Here is a 17,733-nt window from a genome sequence, read left to right on the forward strand (position 1 = left end):
TATCATTGCTTGTATCATAACATATTGTGACACGCAGTAAAAAGAAATGCAAATGGAAGGGCATTCGTCTAGTCAAAAATTTGCGCGCGACATACACATATAGTGATCACAAAAAGGAGGCTGAATTATATGGGAGCAGGATATTCTAATGGGTTTGCTTTATTGGTCGTGCTATTCATTTTGCTGATCATCGTTGGTGCAGCATATCTTTACTAATTAAATCGCTGTGACAGAAAGGAGCCGTCCTGCCATGCGTGCGGGCGGTTCTTTTTTCAAACGATGACAGGTGCCTAAACGTTTTCAATTTTATTGCATACACTGAGCTTAGAACAGAGGAAGAATTGGCAGGAGGTGTTTTTACATGGGAGGAGAAGTCTTCGCTGGCGGTTTTGCACTAGTCGTCGTGTTATTCATCTTATTGATCATTATCGGTGCATCTTGGATTTGCTAATAATGAATATACACAAAAAGCTGCCCTCAAACTGGCAGCTTTTGCTTTGATCTTAAATAGATATGGTAATTTCAACAAATGATGAGATCAGTAAGATCAGTATCGATACATTGATAAAGCGAAACACCTTATCTTGCCGTTCTTCAGGAATCTCTCTGACAAGGCATAATGTATTAGTAAGCCTGTTTATTGAATACACAATAAACGCGGCAAAGACGATGAAGTAAAATAAAACTATCGGAGATCCCCCCTCTCTATGCTATTCCCATACTACATTACCAAATATTTTATGAAAAAGATAGAAGTTGGCTTTAAAAACCTCATGATGAGGATGTTTGGTCAACTAAAATATCAAACTCGTCTTGGGCTTGATCGATGATGCAGGATTTAGGTGCTTTGAGCAGTTTCCATGCAAATAAAAAGTCAGGCAAACAATAGCCTGCATGAATACTTGCGATGATGATAAAATAGTGTGCATACATAGGAAACGCCACACCTAACACAAAGTAAACCGGTGAAATCACACAAAATGGACTAAGAAGTGAATAAAGCATGATGTTCTTTGGCACACGCTGCCAGCAATTTCGTTTAAATAACGTCATTTTTTTCTTGTTTTTCATCACTGGGATCAAGTGAACCACACGGTGGACAAGCAACGTCACAAGTAAAAGCATAGCAAAAAGCGGTGCGTTGTGACTGCTTAGTCTCGTTTCAGGATGAGTCAGTTGAAAACATAAAAAAGCCGTAATGAAAAAAAGTATAGCAAGACTTATGGCTGAAATCAGCAGTCTTGTATAACCATAATCCTTTTCAAGATTAATGGTCTTCCAACAATTCATTTTTCATCCTTCCAATCTTAAAAAACTAATTGAATATCTCAAGATAATTTACTCTTCCTGAGGATAAAAATCAATGGTTTTTATGAAAAAAAATAAAATGTGGTGTTCATATGGAATAAAGAGAGGAAACTTTGGATTTTTCAAGAAAAAAAGACAGAAGAGGGAGGTTCGTCTCTTTCGTCAATGAGTAATTTCGGCTAGAATAGAAAGACTAAGAGAAAGAGGGAACGTACATGAGTATTGAGGAACGAATGAGCCAGCTCGAATATTATATGGAACTTTTGCTGACGGCGACCGATATGAGCCGTTATCCATATTATGCATTATTGATGAGGCAGCAGGTATCGAAAGAAGAAGCGCAGGAAATTGAGCGTATTTGTGCTGAGCTTTCAGAGGAAATGGACAAGCAAAAAGCACAAGGCTACGTCATGTTTGACGATATGCTTGCGCTTTTTGCAGGACAGTTAATTGAAAAGCTGGATGTGCATGAGACGATATTTGCATTGCATGATCAAGGGCTGTTTCAGCCGTTAATGAATGAATTTATAAAGATCATTAAACAATTTGATTTGCTTTAGCCGCTTTTTCTGCTGCATCAGCTGAGTCTTCAAGTTCCTCAGACTTTTTAGTGACTCTTCCTCGCTCGTTCAAAAAGTCCTTCTCAATGTTTGAAAACGATTTCTCAAAAATCTCCATGAAGTCCTCACCATAGATGTTTCGGATAATACACATCATTTCTAAAATCTCAGGGAATTTTCCGTAAATGTCATGAAGCGGCTGTGCGCCTTTGACAATACCAGTTCTTGCCGGGTCATAATCTTCGAGTAGTTTATGGAATGTCTCTTCGCCTTTTGGCGTTAGCTCAATATACGTATTGCGTTTATCGTTTAACTTTTTAGAAAATTTTAAAAATCCTCGTTCCTCCAGTTTCTTGGAGAAGTTAAACGCTGTTGATACGTGCATGACGCCAAACTTTGCAATTTCTGATATTGAAGCTCCTTTTAATTGATACGCAATCCACAAAATATGATGTTCATTGATATTTAGGTTATACGGTTTGATCCACTGCTGCCAGTCCTTTTCAATGGATTTCCAAAGAGCTTTGCTCAATTGGGCCATTCTTTGACTGAATAAAAGTGCTTCTTTTACATCGAAAGGCTGTTCCGAATGATTCATCCATTTCACCTACTTCTCTTTTTCTTGTAATTCTATTATGCCAATAAAATAAAGATTAATAAAGCTGAAAATTCAAGAATTTTTAAAACTCATGAAAAACATTGTCAAAATAACCTTTTTTCAACAAAAAAAGTGCGGGATACGCACCCCGCACACTTTTGTAAACGAATATTTTTTCTTGAGTATATTAGTTTTGTAAGGTTTTCTCCAGTTGCTTGAGCTTTTCCTCAATTTCCTGAATTTCCTTTTGCAAATCCTGCTGATGAGGCTTGATTTCTTCACGCCATTGCTGAATCGATGTTTGTAATTCAGTTCCGACTTCTTTAATGACCTCTGCACTTTCTTTTGCTGTTTCAACAATTTGCTCTTTTAAAGCTTGTCCATCTCTTTTTAATCTTGTCAGCGTATCTTCGAATTTGTCATAGCCGTCTTTCATCTTTCCGCGCACATCTCTGCCAGAAGAGGGAGTCGTCAGGAGCACTGCCGCACCTCCGAGGAGACCGCCTACAAATAATCCTGTTAATAAAGAACGTCCACTAGCCATTCAAATCACCTCTAGTCAAATTTTACACATTCGCATGTTCTCTCTGAGCTGACGATCAGCTTCATTGAACTTCCATACATAGCTTGCTTTATTTTAGCATACTTTTGAAGAAAAGGGAGGGGAGAAGGTTGTCTGTCTTTCTGTTCGTTTTTACGTGTATCGGTGTCGTTTTTACAGGTGGCTCTATTCATTATGCAAGACAGCTGGGGTATGCGGGGTCTTATCCGCCAAAACATGTATTAAAGCAAAAAGCACTTGTGTGTGCGGCAGGTGCAGGAATTTCGCTCCTCATTTTGCTTTTGACCCTTTTTCTTTTATAAAAGCATGAAAAAAAACCTCTTCATCTATTATGAAGAGGTTCGATTATTTGTTAAGCAACTTCTATCATTCTTGCACGTCTGAGAATGGACTGAGCAATTGGGAAGACAAATACCATAGCAATGGTATTAATCACGGCTGCTGGCAGGACGACGCCTACAAGAAGTGCAGGTAATGCAGCTGGCAGTCCAGTGATCAGTAATGCGGCAGATAGGAAAATCACGCCGGATACGATGGTTCCAATCGCAGTTAACACAGCGGTCAGCACTACTTTGTTCTTTATCTTCATGCAAGATAAGAAAAGGGCTAAGAAGATAAAGGCTGTCACTGGTTTATCAATCATATTTGGAATTTGTCCGCCTGGGAAACCTGTTGTTAATGCAGAAATGGCGCCTGTTACAAGGGCAATCACCACGACATGCTGTACCTTTGGGAAAAGGATGATGCTTAAAAACATCATGACCAGCATCATATCAGGTTTCATTCCGAAAAAGATGGGCGGGAAAATCGTATGCAAAACAGCTCCCATTGCTGCAAGCAATGACATAATGACTAATTCTTTTGTTTTCATTTCTATGCTCTCCTCTGCTAAGCTCTTAGCACTCTCCAATAATATGGCTCATCATTTATTGCAAGAGTCATCACTTTATATTTCTCGTTATTATAACAAATTTATTTCTCTATAGAAAAGCTTTTTCACTCATTTTCTTGCTGGAACTTTTTCATAAAGTCCGCAAGCTTTTGGCAGTCTTCAATCGATACCGTATTGTAAATAGATGCTCTGCATCCACCGACAGAACGATGACCGGCAAGTCCAACCATTTGTTCATGCTTTGCTTTCTCTACAAAGGATGCAGTGAGTGCATCATCACGAAGGGTAAATGTGACATTCATATGCGACCGGCTGTCAGTGCGTGCGTGTCCTTTGTAAAAACCGCCGCTTTGATCAATTGTGTCGTAGAGAATGCCTGCTTTTTGTTCATTTCTTTTTTCCGCTGCTTCTACGCCGCCAGCCTGTTTAACATGGTCAAGGACAAGAGACAGCATATAAATCGCAAAAGTCGGTGGGGTGTGATAAAGAGAGGCAGCTTTTGCGTGTGTTGAATATTTTAATATTTTCGGTGTGCTCTTTTTCTCTTTTTCTAATAAACGTTTGCGCGCGATCACAATCGTGATACCAGAAGGCCCTAAGTTTTTTTGTGCCCCAGCATAAATGAGATCAAATTGAGAAACATCGATTTTTTTGCTGAGAATATCACTGGACATATCCGCAATGAGCGGTAATGATGTACCAGGGAACGTTTTCCACTGAGTGCCGAAGATCGTATTGTTTGATGTGATGTGTAAATAAGCGCCATCTGTTAAAGCGGAGGCATCTACTTCTGGAATATACGAGTAGTTGTCGTCTTCACTTGAAGCAAACACAGATGTTTCACCAAACCCTTTTGCTTCTGATAATGCTTTTTCTGACCAAGCGCCTGTTTGAATGAAATGAGCCGTTTCGCCTTCATGTAAGAAGTTCATAGGAATCATCGCAAATTGAAGGCTAGCTCCGCCCTGTAAAAAGAGGACTTCGTAATCTTCAGGAATGTCCATCAGTTCAACCAACAATGATTTTGCCTTATTGTGGACTTCTTCATATTCACCACTGCGATGCGACAGCTCCATTACAGACATTCCAGTTTGTTTAAAATCAACAAGTTCTTCCTGTGCCTTTTTAAGCACTTCTAGCGGCAGTGCCGCAGGACCAGCATTAAAATTCGTCGTTCGCTTCATCACAATCTCTCCCTATTTCTCGCGTTAATGGATCAAAAGATAAAACCATCCTATCACAAATTTGAAGCAATTGGACAAAAAATTTGAATCGTTCTAAATATCTTACTATTAAGAAACAAAGGGGAGAAAAAGGGGTAGAAATGAGAAAAACCTCATCTATTAAGATGAGGTAAGGCGCGTATGAATGGCAGAAGAAATGTCTTTTAAATCCTCTGACGTATATTGATCTTGATGTGATTTCCATACGGCACCAAAGCCATCGCCTTTGCCGTAACGCGGAATGATATGCATGTGGTAATGGAACACAGATTGTCCAGCTTTTTCGCCATTGTTGTTTAAAAGGTTTAATCCAATGGGTTCAAATTCCTGTTTGATCGCCCTTGCAATTTTCGGAATCGCTTGGAAGTAGTGATTAGACACTTCTGGTGTCATGTCATAGATGTTTTCTTTATGTATTTTCGGGATTACAAGGGTATGCCCTTTTGTTACTTGGCTAATATCTAGAAAAGCCAATACATGCTCGTCTTCATATACTTTTGCACATGGAATGTCTCCATCAATGATCTTGCAAAAAATACAATCGCTCACGTCATGTCACTCCTCATTCATTTTCCTTCATCGTATCACAAAAATGAGCAAAAAAGAAAACAGGACAAGCGAACTCCTTTGGTCGCTCATCCTGCTCCTGCAGAAGAAATGCTGATGCTTTCATTCGATATGCCTTTTGAATTCTCTATTTACTGAAATAAAGAATTCATATGCCTGCTATTTCTGCCGTAAACACCTCATTTGACGTTTTGGTTTGTCGTATACATATTGTATAGGACACAAAAATCAAGAATCAGTGAAGCAAAACAGAAGCTAAGGTTTTTAGATGAAAAACCAACTTGTCATGCGGTTCTTTGCCTTTAACAAACACCTCATTTACTTATTGGTCATCAAGTTCATTTCTTCTACATACATTATGATGACCAAGATGCCTATTTTTTATTCATGACTTGTCTATAGGTAAACATTTCAAATTACCTTTCGTTTTTGTTACTATAAAGGAAAAACGAAAGAAAGGAACGAATTCATGTCCCTTCTCACTGTAAAAGATGTAACGGGTGGATATACGAAGAATCCCGTTCTAAAAAATATCTCATTTGAATTAGAAAGAAATCAAATTGTTGGTCTCATCGGCTTAAACGGGGCGGGGAAAAGCACAACCATTCGCCATATCATCGGACTCATGAAACCGCATAAAGGTGTGATTGAATTAAACGGGCGAACCCTTCAAGATGATCAAGAGGCGTATCGTTCGCAATTTACGTTTATTCCAGAAACACCTGTATTATATGAAGAATTAACTTTAAAAGAGCATTTAGAGCTGACAGCGATGGCTTACGGACTGTCTAAGGAACAATTAGATGAACGCCTGCCGTCATTGCTGAAAGAATTTCGAATGGAGAAACGTTTGAAGTGGTTCCCTGCTCATTTTTCAAAAGGTATGAAGCAGAAGGTCATGATTATGTGTGCATTTCTTGTTGAACCAGAACTGTATATCATTGATGAACCGTTCTTAGGGCTTGATCCTCTTGCGATTAATGCACTGCTTGAACGGATGAATGCCGCGAAGAAAAACGGCGCTAGTGTCCTGATGTCGACGCATATCTTGGCGACAGCAGAGCGCTATTGTGATTCTTTTATTATTTTGCACGAAGGGGAAATCAGAGCGAAAGGAACCCTGACGGAGCTGAGAGAACAGTTCAATATGAGAGATGCGACACTAGATGATCTTTATTTGGAATTAACAAAGGAAGAAAGCTATGAGTAAAACGACGCAAAGCATTTGGAAATCACGATTAGAGGAACACATACAAGATACAAGAAAATATTTAAAATACATGTTCAATGATCATCTTGTCATTGTGCTCATTTTTTTCCTTGCAGGCGGAGCGAGCTGGTATAGTAACTGGCTCAAACAAATTCCAGCTCATTTTCCATCCTACTGGGTCATGGCAGTTGTTTTCTCATTGGTACTGACAAGCTCTTACGTGCGGACGTTGATCAAAGAAGCAGATCTCGTGTTTTTGCTTCCTTTGGAAGGGAAGATGGAGCCTTATTTAAAACAAGCCTTTAACTTTAGCTTCATTTCTCAGCTGTTTCCTCTCATTGCTGTATTCATTGTCGCACTCCCGCTTTATTCGGCAGTGTCTTCAGGCGGCATCAAGATGTATGTGCTTATATTGGCGCAAATGATTTTGATCAAGGGACTGAATACAGCGATTCAATGGAGAATGACGTATTTTCAAGGAAAACAAATGAGATGGCTTGATGCAGTCCTTCGTTTTCTATTGAATATGATTTTAATCTATACCGTTTTACAGGCATCCTATGCAATCGCAATCGTTTTTTATCTCATCTATGGTGTCTATCTTGTTTACTTAACCAATGCAGTCAAAAAGCAGCCTTTTCAATGGGAATTGCATATTTCTGACGAATTAAAACGAAAACAGCGTTTTTATCGTTTGGCCAATTTATTTACAGATGTGCCTCATTTGAAGAAACAGGTGAAAAGAAGAATCTATATGGACTGGCTTTTGCAGTTTGTTCCGTATGACCAGCGTAAAACTTTTTCTTACATGTATGTGAGGGCATTTTTACGGTCAAATGACTATTTTGGTCTTGTGATTAGGCTTACTGCCGTGTTTGTGCTAATTATTTTGTATACAGGTGCAGCAGGCTGGGTAGGTGCGCTGCTTGTCTTGTTCACCGTGTTTATCACAGGTGTCCAGCTAGTGCCGTTAACGAAGCACTTTGCCCACCTTTCTTTACAGGCACTTTATCCTGTTGCTCAACAAGAAAAGGATCGGAGCTTTTTTATTCTCGTCCGTAACGTGCTCATCATCCAATCGATATTGTTGAGCTGTGCAGTCCTACCGGCAGGAGGATGGCAGGGAAGTGGACTTGCCCTTCTGATTTCATTGGCATTTGTGCTTGTCCTCTTCAAGCCATACGTACTCAGTCGATTAAAAAAGATGAGATAGGCAGATATATGTGACCGACAGCGAGCGTATGATGACATCAAGGAGGGGACCGGATGAATGCAGCTGAACGGGAGTTATATGAAGAAGCCATTCTTTTTCAAACGCGATTTTTAAGAAAACCTTCAAAGATCGAACGGATTTCAAAAGGAGTTCAGCAGCAGGTGAACCGCCGAATCCCTGCCAGGTTTCATCAAGTCATCACAAGTGCGGTCAAAACAATGGTTGAATCCACCGTATCAGGATCTCACTTCACTTCATTTACAGTCATGGATGAGCAATTATCCATCATTGAGCGAAATGAACTGGCAAAAGAGAAAGTGAAATACTATCAAAAGGCAGCTGCGATTGAAGGAATTGGAACAGGTGCAGGTGGTATTTTGCTTGGTATGGCGGACTTTCCGCTACTGCTTAGCATTAAGATGAAATGTCTTTATGAGCTGGCGTGTATTTATGGTTTTGATTTGTCTCAAAAAGAGGAAAGACTCTTTTTGCTCTGTATATTTCAACTTGCCTTTTCTGGCAGTGCGCATCGTCAAAAAATGATGAGCATCATAGATGATTGGGAAACGAGCCGCGAGGAAATGGATTGGTACAACTTTCAGCAGGAATATCGAGATTACATTGACCTAGTGAAGCTGTTTCAATTAATGCCGGTCGTCGGAGCTGCTGTTGGTGGTGTAGCAAATCATCACCTGACAGGACAACTCGGTGATGTCGCTCGCCATGTGTTTCACTTACGGGTGTTGAAAGAAAAGAAATAGAAAAGCCGCTGTTTGCCAGCGGCTTTTTTTATTCATCGCAGGAAAGGACGGCACTCGCGAGTACCTTTGCTGCGACTGGCATTGCCTTTTCGTTGATATCAAACTTCGGGTGGTGATGGGGATAGGCGTCTTCGCTGTTTTCCGGCATGGCGCCTGTGTAAAAGAACGTACCAGGGACATGCTGAAGGTAGTAAGCAAAATCTTCTCCACCCATTTGGGTTTCCGCTTCTTTTACTTCTATGACACCATCTGTTTGCTTGGCGATGTCAGCAATCAATTCAGTCGGCTTTGGATGATTTTTGACAGCAGGATATCCTCTCACATATTCATATGTGTATTCCGCATCATGCATGGCGCACACACCTTTCACGACCTGTTCAATTTCTCGTTCGATGGTGTGTCGCGCACTTTCTTCAAAGGACCGTGCAGTACCAGTCAAAACGGCAGAATCTGCAATGACGTTAAAAGCATTCTCTGCTACAAAACCTCCAACAGATACAACAGCAGAATCAACTGGATTCACTTTACGGGCAACGACTTGTTGCAAGTTTGCCACGATTTGTGAACCGATGAGGACAGCATCTTTCGTTAAGTGAGGCTGGGCGCCGTGTCCGCCTTTCCCCTGAACTCGAATAGAGAAGCGGTCAGCAGCTGCCATAAAGTTCCCGCTTTTATAAAGAACTGTGCCACAGGGCTCTGGAGACCAAAGGTGTGTACCGAATATGACATCGACACCGTCTAAGCAGCCGTCTTCAATCATTGGTTTTGCACCGCCTGGCGCATATTCTTCTGCGTGCTGATGGATGAGGACGATTTTCCCTTTTAATTGATCACGGTGCTCATTCAAAATTTTCGCTAAGACAAGCAGTGTCGCTGTGTGACCATCGTGCCCGCATGCATGCATCACACCAGGTTTTGTTGATTTGTAAGGCACTTCCTTTTCATCATGGATAGGGAGTGCATCGAAATCAGCTCTGAGGGCAATCGTCGGCCCCGGAGAAGTTCCTTCAATAAAGGCGAGTACACCATGGCCGCCTACCTGTGTACGTGTGGGTATATGTAATTTGTCGTAGTAGCTGGCGATGAAAGCGGCTGTTTCTTCTTCCTGGAAAGAAAGTTCAGGATTCATGTGGAGATGGCGTCTAATTTCAACCATTTCCTCATAATGTTCATCAAGACGTTCATTGATGCTTTTTTGTAAAGTAGATATTGTCATTGATTTGACCTCCTTCATGCTCTTTTACTGATTGTATGGTAATTGTTAGAATCTTTCAACAGAAGAGGATGTCACATGCGCATCAAAGGTCATTTTACATAAAAGTCGAAGTGTCTATGAAGCGGGGAAAGGGAGGAATTGTATTGGGAAGCTGTCCAAATTGTTCGAAAGCGTTTTCTTTCGTTGAAAAGTTTCATTTATCACATACGAAAATGATGATGTGTCCAAGCTGTCGGCATCAAATCAAAGAAACCTTTGTATCGAAAATGAGTTTTTTCCTGATCTGTTTGATTCCGCTATTGGTGATGCTCATTCAATTGAAAGGGGCTTCACCTATGTTAAAGTGGCCGATCTTATTAGGATGGATCCTATTGAATTTCTATGTACTCCAGCCGATCATTCATCGGTACGAGCTGACATCACGACGCTAATAAAGAGCCCATTGATTGGGCTTTTTTTCATGAAAAAAGAAGTGCTGAGAGCAGCACTTCCTTAATTGTCTGTAACGGCATGATAGGATGTGAGATAAGCAGGACGAGAGAAGATGGAGCCAGTATCATCGTTTGGCTGAAAGAATGCTTCTGATTCTTGAAAGTCTTCAAATAAGTCCTCTGATTCCCAAAGTGTCATAATTAAATACACTTCTTCATCTTTTTTCGGTCTTAACACTCGAAGAGCCTTGAAGCCCCGCTGATGTTCTGAGATATTCGTCTTTTTCTTGAAAGTAGATTCAAACAGTGCTCTACTTTCAAGCTTCACAGGGATATGATTCAAGGTGACGAAACCGGAATGGGCAAGTTCACCTTTTGCATAAATCACATCATAGGCATGTGGGGCTTTAAAAACAGTCTCACCCTCCGTCTCATGGAAAAGAGCTGCTTGTTCTTTTCCGACCATATAAAGCAGATTTTCCTGATCGTGTTTTTTTGCGATTTTATGTAAGAAATCTGCTGTTCCATAAGTCATATAGACATTCATCTAAACCGCCTCCTGCTTGATAGTATAACAAAAGAATGATATATAATTCTTTGGTAGTCAATCCATAAAACATATTATGAAGCAATACATCCCATACTATCCGTATAAAGGAATGAGGTGACCTAATTTGAAGAAAAAGAAGATAATCATTCCATTAGTCATTGTAGGAAGTACCATTGTACTTTCATTTATTGGCTATCTGACCATTTTATTTTTAGGACATTATGTCATAGATGAAAAGAAGCTTGTATTTCATGCTTCATCCCAAATCATTGATCAGAATGGAAAAGAACTCACAAGTATGTATTCAGAAAATCGGGACCCTGTGTCAATAAAGGATGTACCCGATAAAGTAGCAAAAGCTTTTGTGGCTGTCGAGGACAAGCGGTTTTATGAGCATCATGGAATTGATGCGCAGTCAATTTCAAGGGCGGTTTATCGAGATATATTAGCAGGTGGAAAGGTAGAGGGCGGCAGTACCATTACTCAGCAGCTCGCAAAAAATATTTTTCTCACAAATGACAAAACCTTTCTGCGAAAAACAAAAGAAGTCATCATTGCGATTAATTTAGAAAGAGACTATTCAAAGGATAAGCTGCTCGAAATGTATTTGAATCAGCTTTACTTCGGTCATGGCGTCTACGGTATTCAGGCAGCAGCCAATTATTACTTTAGTAAAGATGTGAAAGATTTAACTGTCAGTGAAGGAGCGACACTTGCTGCGATGCCAAAGGCGCCGTCTACTTACTCGCCTGTTTTACACCCTGATAAAAATAAACAAAGACGGGACACGATCCTTAATTTAATGAATGAGCAAGGGTATTTATCATCAACAGAAACAGTAGAAGCAAAAGGAAGAACACTAGGCATTCATTTAAAAAAGAAATCAGAAACGCCTTGGGTGGACAGCTATGTCGATCTTATCATTAAGGAAGCAGAATCAGAGTATTCCATTTCACATGAACAATTACTTCAAGGTGGTTATACCATAACAGTTCCGATCGATATGAATCTGCAAAAGGTCGCTTACGATGCGATGAAAAACAATCGTTATTTCCCGGGAAAAAGCGGTTCTCCTGAAAGCAGTGCTATCTTTATTGATAATGAGTCTGGAGGAGTAAAAGCTGCAATCGGAGGGCGAGAATATCAAGCGAGGGGTTATAACAGGGTGACAGCTGTGAGGCAGCCTGGATCTGTTTTCAAGCCGATCGCAGTATACGGACCTGCGCTACAGGAGAAAAAATTCCGACCTTATTCCCTGCTTGAAGACGAAGAAAAAAGCTATGACGGCTATTCACCAAAGAATTACGATGGGCAGTATGAAGGCAAGGTCACGATGGTGGAGGCCCTCATGAAAAGTAAAAATACAGCAGCGGTGTGGACATTAAGCCAGCTTGGTATTGATACTTCGAAAACGTATCTCGAGAAAATGGGAATCGATATTTCGGATCAAGGACTTGCGATAGCCCTTGGTGGTTTAGAAAAAGGGGTTTCTCCACTTCAAATTGCGGGAGCTTTCCACACATTTGCAAACGAAGGTGTATATAAAAAGCCTTTCTTCATTCAGAAAATCACCAATGATGAAGGAGAAACGGTAGAGAAAAATCGCAGTAAGTCAGAACGAGTGTTTAGCGTGCAGAATGCTTGGAATATGACAAGAATGCTGCAGCAAGTTGTCAAAGGCGGAACAGCCCAGAGCGGTTCATATGCTGGAGACTTAGCAGGGAAAACAGGCACCACCACATATTCAGGTGTGAAGGGTGCCACAAAGGATGCTTGGTTTGCCGGCTATACACCAAGTACAACGGGTGCGATCTGGATGGGGTATGACAAAACCGATAACAGTCACTACTTAACTGGCGGAAGTCAATACCCAGTGCAGCTGTTTAAGGATATATTAACGGCAGCCCAAATGACGAATGAAACGTTTAAAAAACCAGAGGGGATTAAAGAACTTCAAGCACCAATTCATTTAGAAGGACTTTCTGGATTTGAAGCCCGCTATGTGTTTAAAATCAAAGGATTGTTTACATTAGAGCTGTCTTGGGAGAAGCAAGAGGATAAACGGGTAGAATACCGTATTTATGAAAAGAGGAATGGAAACGAGACGCTGATTGATTCAGTGACAGGCGCAAATAACTACACAATGCCGTATGCTAATGTGTTTTCAGATGCGGAATATAAGGTGGTTCCATATAATACCCAAACGGAAGAAGAAGGAGAAGGCAGTCCATATGTCAAGCCAGAGGCTTTTGGACGTTAATATTCGGCGATTTTTTGAACAATGAGCCGGTTTAGTATACCGTGCCTTGAAAAAGCGGTATAGTAAAAGCAGTGTTTGAGCCTTATACAAAGAGAGTGTAAGGCGAAAGGTGGAATGAAAGGTAATGGGAAAAACGAAGGCTTTTAATGACACGTTCTTAAAGGCGTGCAAAGGGGAAAAAACAGACCATGTACCAGCTTGGTATATGAGGCAGGCAGGACGCTCACAGCCTGAATATCGTGCCCTTAAAGAAAAGTACGGGCTATTTGAAATTACGCATCAGCCAGAGCTATGTGCTTATGTAACACGACTTCCTGTAGAACAATATGGTGTAGATGCCGCGATTTTATATAAAGATATTATGACCCCGCTTCCAGCTATTGGAGTGGACGTTGAAATTAAAAATGGCATTGGACCTGTCATCGATTCACCGATTCGCACAAAAGCAGATATCGAACGTCTTGGGGAACTTCATCCAGAAGAAGACCTGCCATATGTGCTTGACACCATTCAGCTTTTAACGAAGGAGCAGCTAAATGTACCGCTTATCGGTTTTGCTGGTGCACCATTTACGATGGCGAGCTATATGATTGAAGGCGGTCCATCTAAAAACTATCATAAAACAAAAGCGCTCATGTACAGTGAGCCTGAGACATGGATGCTGCTCATGAACAAATTAGCGGATATGACGATCACGTACATACGTGCCCAGGTAAAAGCAGGGGTCAGTGCGTTTCAAATCTTCGACTCATGGGTGGGCGCATTAAATGCAGCGGACTACCGGACATTCATTAAACCTGTCATGCAGCGAATTTTCACAGAGTTGAAGAGTGAAAATGTACCAATGATCATGTACGGAGTTGGTGCAAGCCATCTCGTGAAAGATTGGCATGATTTGCCGCTAGACGTCGTTGGACTTGATTGGCGTATGAGTGTAGATGAAGCACGAAAAGAAGGGCTCACAAAAACGTTACAAGGAAATCTTGATCCAACAATCTTACTTTCTCCTTGGGAAGTCATTGAAGAAAGAGCAAAAGACATATTAGATCAAGGGATGAAATCAGATCACTTCATCTTTAACCTAGGTCATGGGGTATTTCCAGATGTTTCACCAGATACGTTAAAGAAGCTGACCGATTTTATTCACGATTATTCAGCTAAACATAAAAAATCATCCATCTAAACTATTTCGAATGATCTGAAGGAGTGTTGGTTGTGGAGAAAAAGAAAATGGGGCTTCTTGTCATGGCATATGGCACCCCGTATAAAGAAGAAGACATTGAGCGTTATTATACACATATTCGTAGAGGCAGAAAGCCGGAGCCGGAAATGCTGCAAGATTTAAAGGATCGCTACAAGGCAATCGGCGGTATTTCTCCTTTATCAAAAATTACAGAGCAGCAGGCACATGGTTTATGTGAGCACTTGAATGATATTCAAGACGACATTGAATTTCATGTTTACATTGGCTTAAAACATATCGAGCCTTTCATCGAGGATGCAGTTGCTGACATGCACAAGGACGGCATTACAGAAGCTGTGAGTATCGTTTTAGCGCCGCATTTCTCCACATTTAGTGTGAAATCATATAACAAACGTGCACAAGATGAGGCAGACAAGCTCGGCAATCTACAGATTACATCTGTTGAAAGCTGGTACGATGAGCCTAAATTTGTGGACTATTGGGTGAAGCAAGTGAAGGATACGTATGCATCAATGAGTCAAGAGGAAAGAGATTCCGCAGTACTTATTGTATCTGCACACAGCCTCCCTGAAAAAATTATTGCAGCAGGAGATCCATATCCTGATCAGCTCGCACAATCTGCCAAAATGATTGCAGAAGGCGCAGGAATTGAACACTATGAAATTGGCTGGCAAAGTGAAGGCAATACACCGGACCCATGGCTTGGACCAGACGTACAAGACTTAACGCGGGACTTATTTGAACAAAAAGGCTATCAAACATTCGTGTATGTGCCTGTTGGGTTTGTCGCTGATCATCTTGAGGTCTTATACGACAACGATTATGAATGTAAAGTCGTGACAGATGAAATCGGTGCAGCCTACTATCGTCCAGAAATGCCAAATGCGAAACCAGCATTTATTGATGCTCTGGCAACCGTCGTATTAAAGAAGCTTGACGAAAGCAAGTAATCATATAAAAGAAGGCGATCCTATGCATGACAATCAAAAACACCTTGTCATCATTGGCGGTGGCATCACTGGTTTAGCCGCCGCCTTCTATTTGGAAAAGGAAGTCGAGGAAAAAGGTCTTCCGATTCAAATATCACTTATTGAAGCGAGCCCTAGGCTAGGTGGAAAAATACAAACATTATATAAAGACGGCTACATCATTGAACGTGGACCTGATTCATTTTTAGAAAGAAAGGTCAGTGGGCCGCAGCTTGCAAAAGATGTCGGTCTGTCCGATCAGCTCGTCAATAATGAAACTGGGCAAGCGTATGTACTGGTCAATGAAAAGCTTCACCCGATGCCAAAAGGTGCTGTTATGGGGATTCCAACTCAAATCAGCCCATTTATTACAACTGGTCTTTTTTCAGTTGCGGGAAAAGCAAGGGCGGCGATGGATTTCGTACTGCCAAAAAGCAAGCAGACAGAAGATCAGTCGCTCGGTGAATTTTTTAGAAGACGTGTCGGTGATGAGGTCGTTGAGAATTTAATTGAGCCGCTTCTATCAGGCATTTATGCAGGGGATATTGACCGTCTGAGCTTAATGTCGACCTTCCCGCAATTTTATCAAACAGAACAAAAGCATCGCAGTTTGATTCTTGGGATGAAAAAATCACAGCAGCATGCGAAAGCGCAGCAAGTGACTGCGAAAAAACAAGGACAGTTCCAAACGATCAATCAAGGATTGCAGTCGCTTGTGGAAGCAGTAGAAAGTAAGCTCAAGCTGACAACGGTCTATAAAGGGACAAAAGTCAAACAAATTGAAAAAACGGATGGAGGCTATGGCTTACAATTAGACAGCGGTCAAACGCTTTTTGCCGATTCAGCCATTGTCACGACTCCGCATCAATCGATTTATTCCATGTTTCCTAAAGAAGCAGGGCTAGAGTATTTGCATGACATGACCTCTACTTCTGTTGCAACAGTAGCACTCGGTTTTAAAGATGAGGATGTTCATAATGAGTATGATGGCACTGGTTTTGTCATCTCAAGAAACAGTGATTTCTCTATTACGGCCTGTACATGGACAAACAAAAAATGGCCGCATACTGCTCCGAAAGGAAAAACGCTATTGCGTGCGTATGTAGGGAAGGCTGGCGACGAATCAATTGTCGAGCAGTCAGACAGTCAAATCGTCAGCATTGTGCTAGAAGATTTAAAGAAAATCATGGATATTAAAGCAGATCCAGAATTGACGACAGTGACTCGCTGGAAGACAAGTATGCCGCAATATCACGTCGGTCATCAGAAAGCCATTTCGAACATGCGAGAAACGTTTAAGCAATCATATCCTGGTGTTTATATTACAGGTGCTGCTTTTGAAGGTGTCGGAATCCCTGATTGTATTGATCAAGGAAAAGCCGCCATCTCAGAGGCTGTATCGTATCTATTTTCATAAATAACGACTCCCTTTTCTGTCATGGAAAGGGAGTTTTTCATGTGCGGATCATTCAAAAAGAGTTGGGAATCATAAATGTGAACAAAGTTGTTGCATCTAGGGAAAAGGATATGGTATATTATTTTCTGTACTTAATGACCAAAACGTTCAAATAGTCATTTCGGGAGTGAGATCATGAGTGTTGATAGGAGACAAATGATTTTAGATGGTGCGACGAAAGCATTTACTCAATTCGGATATAAAGCGACCACAATGGACCTTGTGGCAAAGCTTGCCAATGTCGGAAAAGGAACCATTTATACATTTTTCAAAAACAAAGAAGAGTTGTTCGATGAAATTTTCACATCCCTTTTACTAGAGATGAGGAAAATTGCGGATGAAGCAATTGATGAGAAGAATAGTTTCTCAGAAAACCTTCACTTAGCACTCTTTGCAATTTTAGAATTTCGAAAAAACCACCAGCTCACAATTAAGATTTTTCAGGAAAATGCGGAGCTTGGCACGTCAGCGGTCAAGGAAATGATCGAGAAAATGGAGCAGATGATCATTCGCTATATCAAAACGAAAGTACAAGAAGCGATGGATAAAGGCGACATTAAGCCTTGTGATCCTGAATTGACTGCATTTGTGATGGTGAAACTATATATTGCACTGATTTTTGATTGGGAAAAGCGATACGAGCCTTTAACAAAAGAAGAGGTAGCTGAATCGCTGGAGCTTTATGTCTTAAAAGGACTATCTGCAACAACATAATTTTTTTTGAGTTCAAATGACCAAATTGTATATTTAGTCA

At 40.9% G+C, this 17,733-nt stretch carries 21 protein-coding genes; 12 read left to right on the forward strand and 9 right to left on the reverse strand.

Annotation, left to right across the window (positions count from 1 at the left end; genetic code table 11):
- Window positions 1-129: 129 nt before the first annotated feature.
- Both GPS65_RS10200 and GPS65_RS10205 read left to right on the forward strand, forming a co-directional pair.
- Complete coding sequence (locus tag GPS65_RS10200) at window positions 130-216, forward strand: YjcZ family sporulation protein (protein ID WP_008361129.1); 87 nt, start codon at window positions 130-132, stop codon at window positions 214-216.
- Window positions 217-361: 145 nt separating this feature from the next.
- The gene (locus tag GPS65_RS10205) at window positions 362-451 is read left to right on the forward strand and encodes a YjcZ family sporulation protein (protein ID WP_017360317.1); all 90 of its coding nucleotides are present in this window, start codon (window positions 362-364) and stop codon (window positions 449-451) included.
- Window positions 452-503: 52 nt separating this feature from the next.
- Here the strand turns inward: GPS65_RS10205 and GPS65_RS19460 are convergent, their stop codons facing one another.
- On the reverse strand, window positions 504-689 hold the full coding sequence (locus GPS65_RS19460) for a hypothetical protein (protein WP_072368131.1): 186 nt from the start codon (window positions 687-689) through the stop codon (window positions 504-506).
- A gap of 82 nt (window positions 690-771) precedes the next feature.
- A complete protein-coding gene (locus GPS65_RS10215) occupies window positions 772-1,290 on the reverse strand; it encodes a DUF3267 domain-containing protein (protein ID WP_003210901.1) in 519 nt (172 codons plus the stop codon).
- A 233-nt stretch (window positions 1,291-1,523) separates the two neighbouring features.
- Here GPS65_RS10215 and GPS65_RS10220 point away from each other — a divergent pair, with 233 nt between their 5' ends.
- Complete coding sequence (locus GPS65_RS10220; RefSeq protein WP_012009451.1) at window positions 1,524-1,868, forward strand: YhaI family protein; 345 nt, start codon at window positions 1,524-1,526, stop codon at window positions 1,866-1,868.
- On the opposite strand, the gene GPS65_RS10225 is transcribed toward GPS65_RS10220, so the two are convergent.
- Entirely contained in the window at window positions 1,846-2,466 is a 621-nt protein-coding gene (locus GPS65_RS10225) for an HTH-type transcriptional regulator Hpr (RefSeq protein ID WP_012009452.1), read from the reverse strand. The two genes, GPS65_RS10220 and GPS65_RS10225, sit on opposite strands and share 23 nt — an antisense overlap.
- A gap of 187 nt (window positions 2,467-2,653) precedes the next feature.
- The gene (locus GPS65_RS10230) at window positions 2,654-3,010 is read right to left on the reverse strand and encodes a YtxH domain-containing protein (protein WP_007497160.1); all 357 of its coding nucleotides are present in this window, start codon (window positions 3,008-3,010) and stop codon (window positions 2,654-2,656) included.
- A 128-nt stretch (window positions 3,011-3,138) separates the two neighbouring features.
- Between GPS65_RS10230 and yhzF the strand changes: the two genes are divergently transcribed.
- Window positions 3,139-3,330: a membrane protein YhzF gene (gene yhzF / locus GPS65_RS10235; RefSeq protein WP_003211362.1), complete on the forward strand. Its 192-nt coding sequence runs from the start codon at window positions 3,139-3,141 to the stop codon at window positions 3,328-3,330.
- A gap of 50 nt (window positions 3,331-3,380) precedes the next feature.
- Here yhzF and GPS65_RS10240 read toward each other — a convergent pair whose 3' ends face one another.
- The 3 genes from GPS65_RS10240 to GPS65_RS10250 all read right to left on the reverse strand — a co-directional run bounded on the left by GPS65_RS10240 (window position 3,381) and on the right by GPS65_RS10250 (window position 5,692).
- Window positions 3,381-3,899 carry a tryptophan transporter gene (locus tag GPS65_RS10240; RefSeq protein ID WP_003212065.1) on the reverse strand — a complete coding sequence of 173 codons (519 nt, stop codon included), beginning with the start codon at window positions 3,897-3,899 and terminating at the stop codon, window positions 3,381-3,383.
- A 125-nt stretch (window positions 3,900-4,024) separates the two neighbouring features.
- On the reverse strand, window positions 4,025-5,104 hold the full coding sequence (serC, locus tag GPS65_RS10245; RefSeq protein WP_161985414.1) for a 3-phosphoserine/phosphohydroxythreonine transaminase: 1,080 nt from the start codon (window positions 5,102-5,104) through the stop codon (window positions 4,025-4,027).
- A gap of 159 nt (window positions 5,105-5,263) precedes the next feature.
- On the reverse strand, window positions 5,264-5,692 hold the full coding sequence (locus GPS65_RS10250) for an HIT family protein (protein WP_008348883.1): 429 nt from the start codon (window positions 5,690-5,692) through the stop codon (window positions 5,264-5,266).
- 487 nt (window positions 5,693-6,179) lie between these two features.
- Between GPS65_RS10250 and GPS65_RS10255 the strand changes: the two genes are divergently transcribed.
- Genes GPS65_RS10255 through GPS65_RS10265 form a run of 3 tightly spaced genes read left to right on the forward strand, consistent with a single transcriptional unit; the run spans window position 6,180 to window position 8,894 of the window.
- Window positions 6,180-6,920, forward strand: coding sequence for an ABC transporter ATP-binding protein (locus GPS65_RS10255; protein ID WP_003212171.1), 741 nt, complete (start codon window positions 6,180-6,182; stop codon window positions 6,918-6,920).
- On the forward strand, window positions 6,913-8,133 hold the full coding sequence (locus GPS65_RS10260) for an ABC transporter permease (protein ID WP_119124644.1): 1,221 nt from the start codon (window positions 6,913-6,915) through the stop codon (window positions 8,131-8,133). The genes GPS65_RS10255 and GPS65_RS10260 overlap by 8 nt, the downstream gene beginning before the upstream one ends.
- A gap of 53 nt (window positions 8,134-8,186) precedes the next feature.
- Window positions 8,187-8,894 (forward strand): EcsC family protein, encoded by a 708-nt coding sequence (locus tag GPS65_RS10265; protein ID WP_119124645.1) that lies wholly within the window; start codon window positions 8,187-8,189, stop codon window positions 8,892-8,894.
- A 28-nt stretch (window positions 8,895-8,922) separates the two neighbouring features.
- Here the strand turns inward: GPS65_RS10265 and GPS65_RS10270 are convergent, their stop codons facing one another.
- Both GPS65_RS10270 and GPS65_RS10280 read right to left on the reverse strand, forming a co-directional pair.
- A complete protein-coding gene (locus GPS65_RS10270; protein ID WP_119124646.1) occupies window positions 8,923-10,110 on the reverse strand; it encodes a M20 family metallopeptidase in 1,188 nt (395 codons plus the stop codon).
- A gap of 492 nt (window positions 10,111-10,602) precedes the next feature.
- Window positions 10,603-11,088 carry an antibiotic biosynthesis monooxygenase family protein gene (locus GPS65_RS10280; protein WP_119124647.1) on the reverse strand — a complete coding sequence of 162 codons (486 nt, stop codon included), beginning with the start codon at window positions 11,086-11,088 and terminating at the stop codon, window positions 10,603-10,605.
- A 127-nt stretch (window positions 11,089-11,215) separates the two neighbouring features.
- Here GPS65_RS10280 and GPS65_RS10285 point away from each other — a divergent pair, with 127 nt between their 5' ends.
- The 5 genes from GPS65_RS10285 to GPS65_RS10305 all read left to right on the forward strand — a co-directional run bounded on the left by GPS65_RS10285 (window position 11,216) and on the right by GPS65_RS10305 (window position 17,693).
- Window positions 11,216-13,351, forward strand: a complete 2,136-nt coding sequence (locus GPS65_RS10285; protein WP_119124648.1) for a transglycosylase domain-containing protein — start codon at window positions 11,216-11,218, stop codon at window positions 13,349-13,351.
- 124 nt (window positions 13,352-13,475) lie between these two features.
- Window positions 13,476-14,534, forward strand: coding sequence for a uroporphyrinogen decarboxylase (gene hemE, locus GPS65_RS10290; RefSeq protein ID WP_012009461.1), 1,059 nt, complete (start codon window positions 13,476-13,478; stop codon window positions 14,532-14,534).
- A 32-nt stretch (window positions 14,535-14,566) separates the two neighbouring features.
- The gene (gene hemH / locus GPS65_RS10295) at window positions 14,567-15,505 is read left to right on the forward strand and encodes a ferrochelatase (protein WP_012009462.1); all 939 of its coding nucleotides are present in this window, start codon (window positions 14,567-14,569) and stop codon (window positions 15,503-15,505) included.
- 22 nt (window positions 15,506-15,527) lie between these two features.
- Entirely contained in the window at window positions 15,528-16,940 is a 1,413-nt protein-coding gene (gene hemY, locus GPS65_RS10300) for a protoporphyrinogen oxidase (RefSeq protein ID WP_012009463.1), read from the forward strand.
- Between the two features lie 174 nt (window positions 16,941-17,114).
- Entirely contained in the window at window positions 17,115-17,693 is a 579-nt protein-coding gene (locus GPS65_RS10305; RefSeq protein ID WP_012009464.1) for a TetR/AcrR family transcriptional regulator, read from the forward strand.
- The last annotated feature ends 40 nt before the right edge of the window (window positions 17,694-17,733 follow it).

This window comes from Bacillus pumilus (genome assembly GCF_009937765.1).
GTDB lineage: Bacteria > Bacillota > Bacilli > Bacillales > Bacillaceae > Bacillus > Bacillus pumilus_O.